This window comes from Morganella sp. HSTU-ASny43 (assembly GCF_022819185.1).
Classification (GTDB): Bacteria; Pseudomonadota; Gammaproteobacteria; order Enterobacterales; family Enterobacteriaceae; genus Morganella; species Morganella morganii.
Window position 1 is genome coordinate 39,449 of the sequence record NZ_WSPG01000006.1, and the last position, 14,698, is coordinate 54,146.

Below are 14,698 nucleotides of genomic sequence, written 5' to 3' on the forward strand. Positions count from 1 at the left end.
GGTTTACGGAATGGAGTATGCCGAAACGGCATAGAGGGATTGTGTGCTCTGTAATAATGCGGTTTTTGTCTGTATTTTATTTAATTAAATTAATTTATTCATATATTAATAAATATATCACCCGCACAAACCGCATTATTTAAAAATAGTGGCAAGCCTGATTTTTACAGGATTAAAGACCCTGTTTAAAGTATGGTTTATTTGTGTTATCTGTTGTTTTTAATGTAAAAAATATTTTCTGATTAAGTATGTGACTGTACCGGAAGTATGTTGAAAGGCAGGCAGTATAAAATATGGCTTTATATAATGATCACATTGTCTGTCTCAGATGATTAAAATAATTATTTTAATCACGAATTAAGTCACTTGCGTGATACTGGTGTCATATAAAACAGAAATGTTAAATAAATACCAGAATAATATTCTGTGAACAAAAATAATACTGCCGGCAGTGAAAAATGCGGTTAAAAAAATCGCCGGCGGCAGAAATAAAACAGCGATAAAAAAATACCGGCGTGCAGGCCGGTATCGCGCCGGTACCAACAGAACCCGGCAGGTTGCCCGCCGGAGAGGGCAACAGTCATGTATTTATCAGCCAAAAAACAGCTGATACAGATTGTAAAACACTGCTGAAATGGCAATGAGACCGATCACAACCACAAACAGGTTGCTCAGGTGACCGGCATATTTACGCATCGCAGGGACTTTGCGGATAGCGTACATCGGCATGATAAACAGCAGCATGGCGATGATCGGGCCGCCCAGGGTTTCAATCATGCCCAGGATGCTCGGGTCCAGTGTGGCAACAATCCAGGAGGTCACCAGCATAAACAGTGCAGTCAGTTTATTCAGCTTAGACGGTGCAATGCTTTTACCTTTGGCGCGCAGTGCTTTGTTAACCAGACCATTAAAGCCTTCACGGGCACCCATATAGTGACCCAGGAACGCGTTGGTGATCGCAATAAAGGCGACTAACGGTGCGATATAGGCAATCATCGGATTATGGAAGAAGTTTGCCAGGTAAGACAGAATGGAGATGTTCTGATCTTTTGCTTCCTGCAGATTTTGCGGGGAGAGGCTCAGTACACAACTGAACACAAAGAACATCACTGTCAGTACCATCATAATGTGGGCGCATGCCAGAATGCGGGAGCATTTTTTCTCTGCGTTATCACCATATTCCTGACGTTTTGCGACACTGAATGCTGAAATAATCGGAGAATGGTTGAACGAAAATACCATCACCGGAATCGCCAGCCACAGCGTGACCATCAGACCGCGTCCGGTATCACCGGCAGAGTGACTGCTGAAAGATAGCGTATCAAATATCGCGGTATTCCAGTGCGGGATCAGATACAGCGCCAGCACCATCAGAACGGCCACAAACGGGAACACCAGCACACTCATCGCTTTGACAATCGCGGCTTCACCGAAGCGGATAATACACATAATCCCGACAATCAGTACCAGGGACAGAATAATGCGCGGCGGCGCCGTCATATGCATCTGGTTAACGATAAAACTTTCCACGGTGTTGGTGATAGCCACACTGTAGACCAGCAGGATCGGATAAATAGCAAAGAAATAGAGCAGGGTGATAAGGTTTCCCGCTTTGGCGCCGAAATGCTCTTCCACCACTTCAGTAATATCTTCACCCGGATTTTTACCGGACAATATAAAGCGGCACATACCACGGTGCGCGAAAAAGGTCATCGGGAAGGCCAGTACCGCCATGATGATAAGCGGAAGCAGCCCGCCGATACCGGCGTTAATCGGCAGAAACAGGATACCGGCCCCGATGGCTGTGCCGTACAGTCCGAGCATCCAGACGGTATCGGATTTACGCCATTTGCGGTAATCATTGCCGGTGTCAGTCTTGCTGACCACAGCCTGCGGATGTGTTGTTTCCATAGATGTCTCCAAATTTGCAACAAATAACAACGAAAAATTGCACGGTGAGCTGTGCACAAAATGTGTCTCTGAAGCAGGGTCTATGTACGCAACCGGATAAAAATAAGTAAAACGGGAAAATTACCTGTAATTGCTTACCGGTAAAAATAATAAACAGCAGCGACCTGATATCTGCACCGGGCAAATAAGGTCTCTGCATTAATTCATATTCAAAAGAATCTGAGATTGATAACTATCTTTTTGTAGTGAAAATGTACCGTTTTATAGTGAAAAACGCTGTGATCTGTATCTCAATTGCTATAAATATCATTAAAAGTGGTTATGTTGCAACATTTAATAATGATGTTAATCGGTTTTTGAGGAATGATGTATGCCGAAACGGCATAGGAGAGCAGATATTCTGCAATAATATCGTTTTCGCCTGTTTTTTATTTAAACAAATTTATTTATTCAGATGTGAATTAGTATATGTGCTGCACAATATCGCATTATTGCAGAACAGAGATAAAAACGTTTATCACTGGGTGAAAATCATTTCAGGAATATGAATAATTATGTTATTCATTGTTTTTTAACGATAAATTACTGTGCTTTTGAGTTTGTGGTGATTAAGAGAGAATGCGGGGAATCCGATAGTATAAAACAGGGATTATATAATGAGCCCATTGTATATCCCTGATGATTAAAATAATTTTTTTTAATCGCGAATTAAGTAGCCTGAGTGATATTGATGAAGAATAAAACAGAAATGTTAAATAAATACCGGCACACGGCCGGTATTGTTTGATTTACCTTTGTATTGTTATCCCTGCACCCAGCCTTTACGGATAGGCATGGCAAAACAGTGCCGGTAGAGCACCTGCAGCCGGTTTTGCAGTGCCGGGCCGAACAGGCTCCAGAGCAGCTCTGTCAGCGCACAGGCAATCAGCACAGTGATAAAGGCACCCAGCATATCCACCGGCCAGTGAACGCCGAGGAAAACCCGCGACCAAACAACAATCAGTGCCGGGATCATCAGCAGCAATCCTGCACGGACATTGCACCAGAACAGGCAGCCCAGTGCAAAGGTAAACACGATAATGCCGTGGTTGCTCGGGAATGAGGCCGTCGGTGCGTGATCAAGGAAACTGTGGCCGAACGGTTCGGCAAACGGACGGGCATGCGGCCAGAGTGTGCCGATAATCCAGGAGGCCGCGAAACCAATCAGCAGAGCAATGGCACTTTTGCAGACAGCGCGGCGCTGGCGGACCATATTCTCCGGTGTTCCCCGCAGCCAGAACCCTGCGGCGACAACCGGAAACAGCAGAACCAGATATTTAGCCGCGAAAGTGGCGGCAATAATCATGGCATGAGACGTTTCCGGCGTGGCATTAATCAGGAGAAAAAGCGAATGATTCAGATTTTCCAGCACAGCAGACTCCTTAAAAAACACACCTGTATATACCCGGTAATAAAATGACGGGTCAGGGTAGCCGTCTTGTGCATCAAGGTAAAGTAAAAATGTCTTGGTTAATCGTGCTATTACGTAACATTGCAGAAAACTGACAAAATCTGAAATAACAACAGGCGGGATAAACAGCAGGCAATAAAAAACCCGATAGTTAAAACCAAATTGGTGACTATCGGGCTTCCTCAATCTTGGGGATATTCAAAGAAAAGCAGTGGCACTTATTCAGACTGCGCCCCGGTAAGAAAGTTCGAAAAAAGATTCAAAAAAATGAAAATAATTTTTTGGTGTTGAAAATCAGCGGGATAGGGAGGAATAAATAAGCCGCTTCCCGGGCGGGAAACGGCCGGATAGCTTAGCTGAACAGACCAAGATTGGCTTTCGCGTAAGCTTCGAAATCAGTGCAGCCGCCGATGTGCTTTTCATCGATAAAAATCTGAGGAACCGTTTCAACCGGTTTGCCGACAGTGACAGATAAATCTTCTTTGCTGATGCCTTCAGCGTGAATATCAATATAGCGATAATCGAAGTCATCACGCTCATTTTTCAGTTTTTCTGCGAGTTCTTTCGCACGAACACAATAAGGACAACCCGGACGGCCAAAAATAACGGTATACATGAAAAGCTCCTTCATTCATCAGTAACACCGGAAGTGGTGCTTTAATGGGATAAATTATGCCTGTATCATAACGGATAGAAAAGAATGTTGTGACGATTTGTGCGGTAGTCCGCACCAATGGTTCAGTGACTATCCGCAGTGCGGACATAAAAGGCAGAATCACAGAGGATAAAATGACCAGAAAACAGCCGCGACAAATGCGTTCATTAGGGGATATGCCGCGCCCGGTAATTATCTGTGAGGTCATCGGTGTGATATTACTGGTGCTGGTCTATCTGGCGGTGAATGATTTTATTTCGCTGCCCGGATTTATGAGCAGCAAAAATGCCCTGATGGTGATGGCGTTTGCCGGCCTGGGATGTCTGGTACCGGCGGCAATCAATATTGTCTGGCGGGCCATCAGCGCCATGCCGTCCGTGGGTATTGACAGCAAAAGCGGGCCAGACAAAAAGACCCGGCAGAAGAAAAATGAAAAAAAGCAATAAAACGTTATTCCCCTTCACGTTTTTCAGCTAAGATCCGTCATTGGTCTGCGGGTGACGGTTTTCCCCGCTGTACTTTTGTTTTTCCGGTTAAAAGGTTTCAGGTTCATGATCATTCCCGATCTCACGATATTACGCACATGGCTGGATCAGATGAAACTCTCCTGTTTTGAGTGTGATTCCTGTCAGGCACTGCATCTGCCGCATATGCAAAATGTGGACGGTGTATTTGATGCCAAAATTGATATCCTTGACGATATGCTGGTGTTCTCGGCGCTGGCGGAAGTCCGCCCGACCGCGATTGTCCCGCTGATTGCCAACCTGAGCCAGATCAACGCCAGCTCGCTGCTGGTCAAAACCTTTATGGATATTCAGGATTCCGCCATGCCGAAGCTGGTGGTCTGTTACTCGCTGCCGCTCAGTGCCGGGCTGACATTTGAGCAGTTCTCTCTCTCCCTGCAACTGATGGAAGAGCAGGTCGGTGCAGTGATTTTTGAGCTGTTCAGTAACAATATGCTGTTTGATCCGAATGATGCGGAACCGGAAGATGAAGAAAGCTTCCGCGCTGATTCCGTTCCTTCTCCGGTGATCCACTGATTATCCGTACCACTTTCGATATCCGGGACACCATCATGCATTGCCCTCAGTATTCCGCCGGCCGCTGCCGTTCCTGTCAGTGGCTTGAAAAACCCTATATTCAGCAGATTGATGATAAAGAGCAGGATCTCCGCACGCTGCTCTCGCCGTTTGCCGTTAACAACTGGCTGCCGCCGGTCCGCAGCGCGGAAACCGCGTTCAGAAATAAAGCCAAGATGGTGGTCAGCGGCAGCGTGGAGCGCCCGGTGTTCGGGATCGTGACGGATAACGAACCGGTGGATTTATCGGACTGCCCGCTCTATCCGCCGCATTTTGCCGAGGTGTTTGCCGTACTGAAGCCCTTTATCGCCCGTGCCGGACTCACGCCGTACAATGTGGAACGCCGCCGTGGTGAGCTGAAATTCCTGCTTCTGACCGAAAGCCGCGCCAGCGGTAAAATGATGCTGCGCTTTGTGCTGCGCTCAGAGAAAAAAGTGGCGCAATTACAGGCGGCACTGCCGTTTTTGCAGGCGAAACTGCCGCAGTTATCGGTGATTTCCGCTAATATCCAGCCGGTCGCGATGGCGATTCTGGAAGGTGAGCAGGAAATTATCTTTACCCCGGATGAGGTACTGGAAGAGACCTTCAACGGCATTCCGCTCTATATCCGTCCGCACAGCTTTTTCCAGACCAATCCGGCTGTTGCCGCGCAGTTGTATCATACCGCCGGACAGTGGGTGCGTGAGCTGGGGATCACCCGTTTATGGGATCTGTTTTGCGGTGCGGGCGGATTCGGCCTGCACTGTGCGGATAAATCCACACAGCTGACCGGGATTGAAATCAGCCCGGAAGCGATAGCCTGCGCCACCCGCTCAGCGGAAAAAATGGGGCTGGAGAATGTCACCTTTCAGGCGCTGGATTCCGCGCAGTTTGCTCTCGGCAAATCCGCCGTACCGGAACTGGTGCTGGTGAACCCGCCGCGCCGGGGGATCGGTAAAGCGCTGTGTGATTATCTTAATACCATGGCACCGGAGACGATTATCTATTCCAGTTGCAATGCACAGAGCCTGGCACAGGACCTGGCGCATCTCACACAGTATCAGCCGCAGCGCGTGCAGCTGTTTGATATGTTCCCGCATACCGCACATTATGAAGTGCTGGTGCTGCTGACCCGGAAATAATCATCAGAGAATAAAAAAAACGGGGCTGCGTGTATACGTCAGCCCCGTTTCTGTATGAGCGGATCAGTTACGGTGTTCGAATGCCAGTGCGCGGCGTTCAATCAGACGCATCGCCAGCGTCAGCAGGCTGTTGACGGCCAGATAAATAATCCCCGCAGCAATAAAGACGTTCAGATCGTAATCCTGACCAAACAGGCGGCGGCTGTAACCCATCACTTCAAGCAGTGAAATTGTCGTGGCCAGTGAGGTACTTTTGAAAATCAGCACCACTTCGTTGGAATAGGACGACAATGCACGTTTAAAGGCATAGGGCAGGATAATCCGCATGGTCTGCTTCTGCGACATTCCCAGCGCCTGGCAGGACTGCCACTGACCTTTCGGAATTGCTTTCACTGCACCGTAGAACAGCAGTGTCGAATAGGCCGCACTGTTGAGCGCCAGTGTCACCATGGCACAGAGCCACGGGGAGGACATCAGTTCCCACAGCAGCGGATAGTTTTTCAGCCCTTCAAACTGCGCGGGCCCGAAATAAATCAGGAAAAACTGGACCAGCAGCGGCGTCCCGGTAAACAGGGTGATATACCCTTTGACCAGCGGCGTCAGAACCCGGGGTTTGAGAGAGAGTACCAGTGTAAACAGCACTGACAGCAGAAACGCCGTGATCAGTGCGGTAAAGGTCAGTGACAGACTGACCGGCAGGCCCGGTAAGACGGCAAGAATATAATCAAATATGCTCATTGGCCGCTCCGTTCAAAACGTGTGGTACGCAGTTCGATTCGTTTGAGGATGTACTGACTGACCAGCGTGATGGCGAGGTAGATAAGCGCCACGATGCTGTACCAGGTGAAAGGTTCTTCAGTACGGCGGGCAATGCTTTGTGTCTGCAGCATCAGTTCGTTAATACCAATCAGATAGACCAGCGCGGTATCTTTCAGCAGAACCAGCCACTGGTTACCCAGCCCCGGCAGGGCATGCCGCCACATCTGCGGCATAACAAAGCGGAGGAAAATGGTGGCGCGGCTCAGACCAAGCGCCTGGCCTGCTTCCCGCTGTCCGTCCGGCACCGCTTTCAGGGCGCCGCGCAGGGTTTGTGACGCATAGGCCGCATAGAGCAGAGACAGGGCGGTGATACCGCTGAAGATCGGCACATAGGGACCGTTGTCGATCTCAAGCGTCAGGGTGAAGAAGCCCAGATTGATACCGTCGCTCAGCTGAATAATCACTTCCTGTGTGCCGTAATAGACAAACAGGACCACCAGCAGCTCAGGTAAACCACGGATAAGCGTAACAAGACAGGTTCCGGCAAAGGCGACAGGTTTCCAGCGCACGGTTTCCCAGAGGGTAAACAGCATCGCGAGCACCAGACCGATCAGAAGTGCAGAAACAGCAAGGCCGACGGTTACCCCGGCGGCGCTTGCTAAAGAGAGAAAATCGTTCATTAATTTTTTATGTTATTACTCAAACCATTTCTTATAGAGGGTATCGTAAGTACCGTCCGCTTTGACCTCACCAAGCGCCTTGTTGAGTTTGTCTTTCAGCTCGCTGTTGCCCTTGCGGACCGCAATAGCCAGGCCGGTGCCGAAATATTCCGGATCGGTGACGCGCTCACCCACGGTTTTCAGATTGTCGTTGCTCTTCAGCCATTCATTGATAACAGCTGTGTCACCGAATACGGCGTCAATACGTCCGCCTTTCAGATCCAGTACCGCGTTCTGGTAGCTTTCATAAGGCACAATTTTCATGTCCTTAAACTGCTCCATCAGGTATTTCTGATGCGTGGTGCCGTTCTGGATACCAATCTGTTTCCCTTTGAGGCTGTCAATGCTATCAAATTTGCCCGCAACTGCAACGAAAACAGCAGAGTTATCATAATAGGTATTGGTGAAATCAACCTGCTTCTGACGCTCAGGTGTGACGTCAATTCCGGCCATCAGCGCGTCAAAACGCTTGTATTTCAGGCTCGGGATCAGGCTGTCAAACGCCTGGTTGGTAAAGGTGCATTCCGCATTGATTTTGGCACACATCGCCTGAGCCAGATCCACATCAAAACCGACGATTTCGTTTTTCTCATTCACGGTTTCAAACGGGGCATAACTCGCTTCTGTCGCGAAACGGATTTTTTCTTTTTCTGCCGCCGCTGCGGAGAAAGCAAACGCGCCGATTAATGCGGCAATAACCAGTTTTTTCATAGCAACATCCTATTTTTAATGTTCAGTGGCAGAAAATAATCAGTGTGACAGATAACCGGCAAATGCCTCTGTCTGCGGCGTGATAAAGCATTGGGCGCCGCCCTGTTCCACGATGCGGCCGTTTTCCATATACACCACCTTGCTGGCGGTTTTACGGGCGATATCCACTTCGTGAGTCACAATCACCTGGGTAATCCCGGTCTGTGACAGCTCTTTAATAATATCGACGACCTGAGAGGTAATCTCCGGGTCCAGTGCCGCTGTCGGCTCATCGAATAACAGTACCTGCGGCTCCATCATCAGGGCACGGGCAATTGCCACACGCTGCTGCTGGCCGCCGGATAAATGCAGCGGGAAACGGTTTGCAAAATCGGTCAGACGCAGACGTGTCAGCAGCTTTTCCGCTTTTGCCTGAGCCGCTTCTCTGGTCAGACCCAGCACCCGGATCGGTGCTTCTGTCAGGTTATCCATGACAGTCAGATGCGGCCACAGGTTATATTGCTGGAACACCATACCGACGTTCTGACGCAGGGAACGGATCTCTTTGGCAGATGGCGTGGTGGTAAAATCAAAATGGTGATCCGCAATGGTCAGTTCACCGGAACGCGGCATTTCAAGCAGGTTCAGTGCCCGCAGCAGCGAACTCTTACCGGCGCCGCTCGGCCCGAGCAGTACCATGGTTTCGCCTGCACCACATTCCAGGTTGATATCAAACAGCGCCTGATGCTGTCCGTAAAAGCAATTGATGTTTTTTAATTGAATACTCATGCTGTAATTCTGCATACTCAGTGACGTTGAGTGAATATTAACGCCGTAAGAATAAATATGCAATTATTTCTGCATAAAAAACTACTAAAAAAGCAAACTAATGACTTTTACTGAGTGATTATGTCTTATCAGATGCCGGGATGACGTATGCTGCCGCCCGTTTGACGATGGTTTTCGCCATTCCTTTAAAGATGAATAAATGAGCAGGCATCATGGCGAACCAGTAGAGCAGCCCGCTGAATCCGGCGGGATGCCACCAGGCACGGACATCCAGCGTCCGCTGGTGGCCGTGGTCGCGGATGGTAAAGGTCAGCCGTCCCAGCCCGGGGGCTTTCATGCCGAACAGCAGGGAGAGCTGCTGCCGGGGTTTCACGGTGATCACTTTCCAGCCGTCGATTTTATCCCCGGGTTCGAGGGTATCGCGATCCGGGCGGCCGTAAGTGATTTTATTACCGCACAGGTCATCCAGCCGGGCGCGGACTGACCACAGAATATTGGCGTAAAAATAGCCGTCTTTGCCGCCAATCTGCTGCACAACATGCCACAGGGCATCGGCGGAGGCAGAGGTATTCAGGGTAAAACCGGCCTGTTTGGGATAGAAACCGAAACCCGGCCGCCAGCGGGCGCGGACTTCCGGGTCATAACCCCAGTCTTCATTATCCACGGCATCCGTTTCATCTTTAAGGGTTTTGCGTACGGCATTATCAAAACTGAGCAGCGTCTGCGGGATCAGCGCCTGAAGCGGTTTTCCGTCGCCGGGCAGATCATATTTCAGCCCCATAATCAGCTCTTTGGCGATACCTTCCGGCACCGTGGTGATAAGCCGCAGAAAGTGAACTGAAATCAGCCGCAGCGGGATCGGCAGCGGGATCATCAGCCGCTTTTTACCGCTGATGGTAATAAAGTGGCGGAACATCTCCAGATAGCTGAGGTAATCCGGCCCCGTGGCATCAAAACGGCGGTTTTCGGTTGCAGGGTGAGAGAGCAGGCCGGTCAGGTAATTCAGCAGGTTTTCCAGTGCCACCGGCGAGGATTTTGAACGGGCCCAGCGCGGCGGGGTCAGGATCGGCAGGTTGTACACCATGTCGCGCATGATTTCGAATGCCGCTGAGCCGGGACCGACAATAATGGCAGCGCGGATCTCGGTGACCGGCACGCGGCTGTCCGCGAGAATTTCACCGGTCAGCCTGCGGGCGGCGAGGTGCGGGGAATCGCTGTCTTTGTGCTGCATGGCGCTCAGGTAAATGACTTCCCGCACCGCAGATTTATTCAGCATCTCCTGCACGTTTTCCGCCGCCAGGCGCTCCCGTGCCAATAAATCATCCTCATCCGTCATACTGTGGACGAGGTAATACACCACATCAATGTCCTGAAACAGCGTTTCCAGGGTGGATTTATCATACAGATCCGCATAGCAGCAGCGGGTGTTTTCCCAGCCCTGCGCCTGCATCCACTCCACCCGGCGGGCGGCGGCAGTGACCTGATGACCGGCGGCAATCAGCTGCGGGATAAGATTTTGTCCGACATAACCGCTGGCACCCAGCACTAAAATCCGTTGTTGTGGCATACGTTTTCACTCTTCAGGTAAACAGGGCTATCAGCACCGGGGCAAACAGACTGAGGACAAAGCCGTGCACAATCGCGGCCGGGACAATCGACACACCGCCGCTGCGCTGCAATACCGGCAGGGTAAAGTCCATCGTGGTGGCACCGCCGAGGCCGAGTGCTGCGGCGCGGTGGCGGTTGATCAGCAGCGGGATCAGCATAATCGCGGCAATCTCCCGCGCCAGGTCGTTAAAGAAGCCGACACTGCCGAGCACCGGGCCGAAAGCGTCGGTCAGCAGAATACCGGACAGCGAATACCAGCCGAAGCCGGAGGAGAGCGCCATCCCGGTTTTGACCGGCAGCCCGGCTATCAGTGCCGCGAGTGCGCCGCCGAGCAGCGAGGTGACCACTACAATCAGCGAGACCAGCATACCGCGGCGGTTGATCAGGATCTGGCGCAGCGTCATGCCGCTGTTGCGCAGCTGGATCCCGACGAGAAACAGCAGGAAAATCAGTGCGTATTCACTGGCGGCACCGGCAAAGGCGAGAAACGACCAGCCGAATAACCCGGTGGTAAAGCCAACCAGCAGCACACCACACAGTTGCAGGGATTCCAGCACCATATGCAGGCGGGAAGGCGGTTTTTGCTGTTTGTGAGCCGGAACCTGCCACGGGTATTTTTTGCCGTATAAAAACAGTCCGGCGAGGTTACAGCCCAGCACCACCACAGAAAAGGTCAGGGTGTACTGCACAATCACCAGCAGATTTGCCCCGAGGTTTTCCACCAGCGCCAGGCTTATCCCCATCAGAAATAGGATCACATACACCATCGCGCTCAGACCACGGCCGATGATTTTTTTCAGTGCCGTGCTGCTGACCGGGATGAGATAACCCGCAATGAGCGGGGCGAGAATAATTAATAACCCTGAATACATGTGTGTCGTTTCCGTAAAATAATGCCGTCTTTACTTATGTTCGTGTCAGTATCTGATTAAAAAGCAGGCGATTATAGCGGCATCCTCACCATAATTGCTACGTATCCCTCTGTTTTCGTGTTTAGTATAAGTCAAAACCGTTTTTATTTATTACATTGTGATAATACTTTATTGTGATCATTATTGTGACAGTATTGTCATAAAACAGGCGGTATCCGGCAAACAGTGAGGGAACTATGATTCTGGAAAGAGTGGAAATTCTGGGTTTTCGCGGTATTAACCGCCTGTCATTACCACTGACCGGCAATACGGTACTGATCGGTGAGAACGCCTGGGGGAAATCCAGCCTGCTGGATGCCCTGACGCTGACACTGTCACCGCAGGCACTGAATGCGAAATTTGTTCTGAGTGATTTTTATCACGCTGCTGACAGTGAAGCCGGGCCTGTCCGTCACTTACAGATCGTCCTGACATTCCGTGAAACCCGGCCCGGACGTTCCCGCTCCCGCCGTTTCCGTGAGCTGGCACCGCTGTGGCGCACTAACGGGGATGAATATCTGCGGATCAACTACCGTGTCAGCGCGGATCTGGCGGATGATAACACCATTACCAGTCAGCGCACTTTTCTGGATGAGGCGGGCGAGCCGCTGCTGCCGGCGGAAACCGATAAGTTTATCAGCGAGATTATCCGCCTCTATCCGGTGCTGCGTCTGCGCGATGCCCGTTTTATGCGCGGCCTGAGAAAAAATGAGCCTGATTGTGAGGATGAGGAATACGATCTCCGTACACAGACCGAGACGTTCAATAACCGGATGGCGGATCTGACCCGCGCTCTGGTGAGCAACCCGCAGACACTCTCCAATGATGATTTGCAGGACGGCCTTGAGGCTATGAAACAGCTGCTCAGCCACTACTTTGCCGAGCAGGGGGAATACCTGCTCGATCGCCGTAAAGCCAAACGGCTGAATATCGAACCGCGCCAGCGGGCGTGGCAGGCGCTGGAAGGGATCAACCGCGTGGTGGCAGGCCCCAATCAGCGTAATGTGCGGCTGATTATCCTCGGTATGTTTGCCGCGCTGCTCCAGTCCAACAGCGGTCTGAAACTCGACCCCTATGCCCGTCCGATCATTATCGTTGAAGACCCGGAAACCCGCCTGCATCCGATCATGTTGTCGGTGGCGTGGGGGCTGCTCAATCTGTTTTCCTTACAGCGCATTACCACCACCAACTCCGGTGAACTGCTCTCACTGGTACCGATTCATGATATCTGCCGCCTGGTGCGGGAATCCACCCGTGTTGCCGCCTACCGGCTGGGGGAAAACCATCTGTCACCGGAAGAGCTGCGGCGTATCTCATTCCATATCCGCTTTAACCGCCCGTCGGCACTGTTTGCCCGCTGCTGGCTGCTGGTGGAGGGTGAAACGGAAATCTGGCTGATGAACGACCTGGCAAAACAGTGTAACTATTACTTTGAGACCGAAGGGATCAAGGTGATTGAGTTTGCCCAGTGCGGTCTTAAACCTTTGTTAAAGTTTGCCAACAAAATGGGTATAGAATGGCATACTCTGGTTGACGGCGACGAAGCCGGTAAGAAATACGCGGCCACCGCCGCACATTTTTCATCGGGGCTCAATGATGTCGAGCAGGACAGACTGACCCGTCTTCCCGCGCCGGATATGGAGCATTTCTTATATCGCGAGGGGTTCAGCCGCCTGTATCACCAGGTCGCGGATATTCCGGAAAATATAAAAATGCCGGCCCGCCGGGTCATAACCAAAGCGATTCACCGCACCTCAAAACCGGATCTGGCGATCGCGATTGCCAACAATGCGGCCAGCCGGGGTGTGGATTCTATCCCGTTGTTGCTGCGCCGGATGTTCTCCCGCGTGGCATGGCTCGCCAGAGGGCGCGCTAACTGAGGAAAAAGGTGTTAATGAAAGCAGTTTCAAAGAAAAAAATAGTGACCGCCGGCATTCTGATTATTCTGATCGCCGGCGGTTTTTGGTTCTTTAACCGCGAAGATGCGCCGGTCAGCTATATGACAGCGGATGTGCAGCGCGGCACACTCGAAAAGAAAGTGATGGCCACCGGCAAGCTGGATGCACTGCAGAAAGTGGATGTCGGTGCCCAGGTCAACGGGCAGCTGCAGACCCTGAACGTCAAAGAGGGTGATTTTGTTAAGAAAGGCGATCTGCTGGCGGTCATCGACCCGGTCAAAGCACAGAACGTGGTGATTGAGGCCGAGCAGACGGTCAGTGAAATCAAAGCGCGGCTGAAGCAGGCAGAGGCGGAGTATGCCTTTGCACAGGCAACCTATCAGCGGCGGCTGGCACTGGCAAAAACTCAGGTTATCTCAAAGCAGGATGTGGACGAGGCGCGGCGCAATATGGATGTGCAGCGTGCGGCGATTGATACCTATAAAGCGCAGGTGGCACGCAATCAGGCCACACTCGATACCGCCCGCAATGATTTGCAGTACACCAATATCCGTGCGCCGATGGACGGCGTGGTGACGGAGCTGAAAACATTACAGGGCCAGACGGTGATTGCCATGCAGCAGGCGCCGACCATCCTCTCCCTGGCGGATCTCGATACCATGCTGGTGAATGCGGAAGTCTCCGAGGCGGATGTGGTGTATCTGAAACCCGGCCAGAAAGCCACGTTCAGCGTGCTGGGCGCGCCGGACAAAACCTTCAGCGGCGTGATCACCGATATCCTGCCGAAACCGCAGAAAATCAATGACGCCATTTTCTATTATGCCCGTTTTGAAGTGCCGAACCCGCAGCATGTGCTGAAACTGGACATGACTGCCCAGGTCACTATCGCGCTGGAAAACCGCGAAAACGTGCTGAAAATTCCGCTGGCGGCACTGGGTAAAGAGATCTCCCCGACTGAATACGAAGTGCAGGTGCTGGTGAATGGTCAGCCGGAAACCCGTCAGGTGACACTCGGTACCCGTAATGATGTGGAAGCCGAGGTGGTTAAAGGCCTGGCGGAGCATGAGAAAGTGGTGACCGGTATTGATGACGGCACAGCAGGATAATT

General features: G+C 51.3%; 14 protein-coding genes. 5 read left to right on the plus strand and 9 right to left on the minus strand.

The genetic code is table 11. The annotated features are described in order from the left end of the window. Positions 1–591: 591 nt before the first annotated feature. The 3 genes from GN208_RS04685 to GN208_RS04695 form a co-directional block, all read right to left on the minus strand. Positions 592–1,911: an HAAAP family serine/threonine permease gene (locus tag GN208_RS04685; protein WP_004235781.1), complete on the minus strand. Its 1,320-nt coding sequence runs from the start codon at positions 1,909–1,911 to the stop codon at positions 592–594. A gap of 802 nt (positions 1,912–2,713) precedes the next feature. Beyond that, positions 2,714–3,322: an undecaprenyl-diphosphate phosphatase gene (ybjG, locus tag GN208_RS04690; RefSeq protein WP_004241735.1), complete on the minus strand. Its 609-nt coding sequence runs from the start codon at positions 3,320–3,322 to the stop codon at positions 2,714–2,716. Positions 3,323–3,713: 391 nt separating this feature from the next. Beyond that, the gene (locus GN208_RS04695; RefSeq protein ID WP_004235784.1) at positions 3,714–3,977 is read right to left on the minus strand and encodes a GrxA family glutaredoxin; all 264 of its coding nucleotides are present in this window, start codon (positions 3,975–3,977) and stop codon (positions 3,714–3,716) included. A 173-nt stretch (positions 3,978–4,150) separates the two neighbouring features. Here GN208_RS04695 and GN208_RS04700 point away from each other — a divergent pair, with 173 nt between their 5' ends. The 3 genes from GN208_RS04700 to rlmC all read left to right on the plus strand — a co-directional run bounded on the left by GN208_RS04700 (position 4,151) and on the right by rlmC (position 6,216). Then, positions 4,151–4,462: a YbjC family protein gene (locus GN208_RS04700; protein ID WP_004235785.1), complete on the plus strand. Its 312-nt coding sequence runs from the start codon at positions 4,151–4,153 to the stop codon at positions 4,460–4,462. A gap of 105 nt (positions 4,463–4,567) precedes the next feature. Next, complete coding sequence (locus GN208_RS04705) at positions 4,568–5,056, plus strand: YbjN domain-containing protein (RefSeq protein ID WP_004235786.1); 489 nt, start codon at positions 4,568–4,570, stop codon at positions 5,054–5,056. Positions 5,057–5,091: 35 nt separating this feature from the next. Further along, positions 5,092–6,216: a 23S rRNA (uracil(747)-C(5))-methyltransferase RlmC gene (gene rlmC, locus GN208_RS04710; protein ID WP_004235787.1), complete on the plus strand. Its 1,125-nt coding sequence runs from the start codon at positions 5,092–5,094 to the stop codon at positions 6,214–6,216. A gap of 63 nt (positions 6,217–6,279) precedes the next feature. Here rlmC and artM read toward each other — a convergent pair whose 3' ends face one another. From artM to GN208_RS04740, 6 genes are all read right to left on the minus strand, one after another. Further along, positions 6,280–6,948: an arginine ABC transporter permease ArtM gene (gene artM / locus GN208_RS04715; RefSeq protein ID WP_032098908.1), complete on the minus strand. Its 669-nt coding sequence runs from the start codon at positions 6,946–6,948 to the stop codon at positions 6,280–6,282. Between the two features lie 2 nt (positions 6,949–6,950). Beyond that, a complete protein-coding gene (artQ, locus tag GN208_RS04720) occupies positions 6,951–7,655 on the minus strand; it encodes an arginine ABC transporter permease ArtQ (protein ID WP_004235789.1) in 705 nt (234 codons plus the stop codon). A 15-nt stretch (positions 7,656–7,670) separates the two neighbouring features. Next, positions 7,671–8,405 carry an arginine ABC transporter substrate-binding protein gene (artJ, locus tag GN208_RS04725; RefSeq protein WP_004235790.1) on the minus strand — a complete coding sequence of 245 codons (735 nt, stop codon included), beginning with the start codon at positions 8,403–8,405 and terminating at the stop codon, positions 7,671–7,673. Positions 8,406–8,444: 39 nt separating this feature from the next. Beyond that, on the minus strand, positions 8,445–9,173 hold the full coding sequence (gene artP / locus GN208_RS04730; RefSeq protein WP_024474069.1) for an arginine ABC transporter ATP-binding protein ArtP: 729 nt from the start codon (positions 9,171–9,173) through the stop codon (positions 8,445–8,447). 118 nt (positions 9,174–9,291) lie between these two features. Continuing rightward, positions 9,292–10,740 carry a DUF2867 domain-containing protein gene (locus GN208_RS04735; protein WP_004235792.1) on the minus strand — a complete coding sequence of 483 codons (1,449 nt, stop codon included), beginning with the start codon at positions 10,738–10,740 and terminating at the stop codon, positions 9,292–9,294. Positions 10,741–10,753: 13 nt separating this feature from the next. Further along, complete coding sequence (locus GN208_RS04740; protein ID WP_004235793.1) at positions 10,754–11,653, minus strand: lysine exporter LysO family protein; 900 nt, start codon at positions 11,651–11,653, stop codon at positions 10,754–10,756. 236 nt (positions 11,654–11,889) lie between these two features. Between GN208_RS04740 and GN208_RS04745 the strand changes: the two genes are divergently transcribed. Together GN208_RS04745 and macA are read left to right on the plus strand one after the other, a co-directional pair. Next, positions 11,890–13,572 carry an ATP-dependent endonuclease gene (locus tag GN208_RS04745; protein WP_004235795.1) on the plus strand — a complete coding sequence of 561 codons (1,683 nt, stop codon included), beginning with the start codon at positions 11,890–11,892 and terminating at the stop codon, positions 13,570–13,572. Between the two features lie 14 nt (positions 13,573–13,586). Then, positions 13,587–14,696, plus strand: a complete 1,110-nt coding sequence (gene macA / locus GN208_RS04750) for a macrolide transporter subunit MacA (protein WP_004235796.1) — start codon at positions 13,587–13,589, stop codon at positions 14,694–14,696. Positions 14,697–14,698 lie beyond the last annotated feature (2 nt).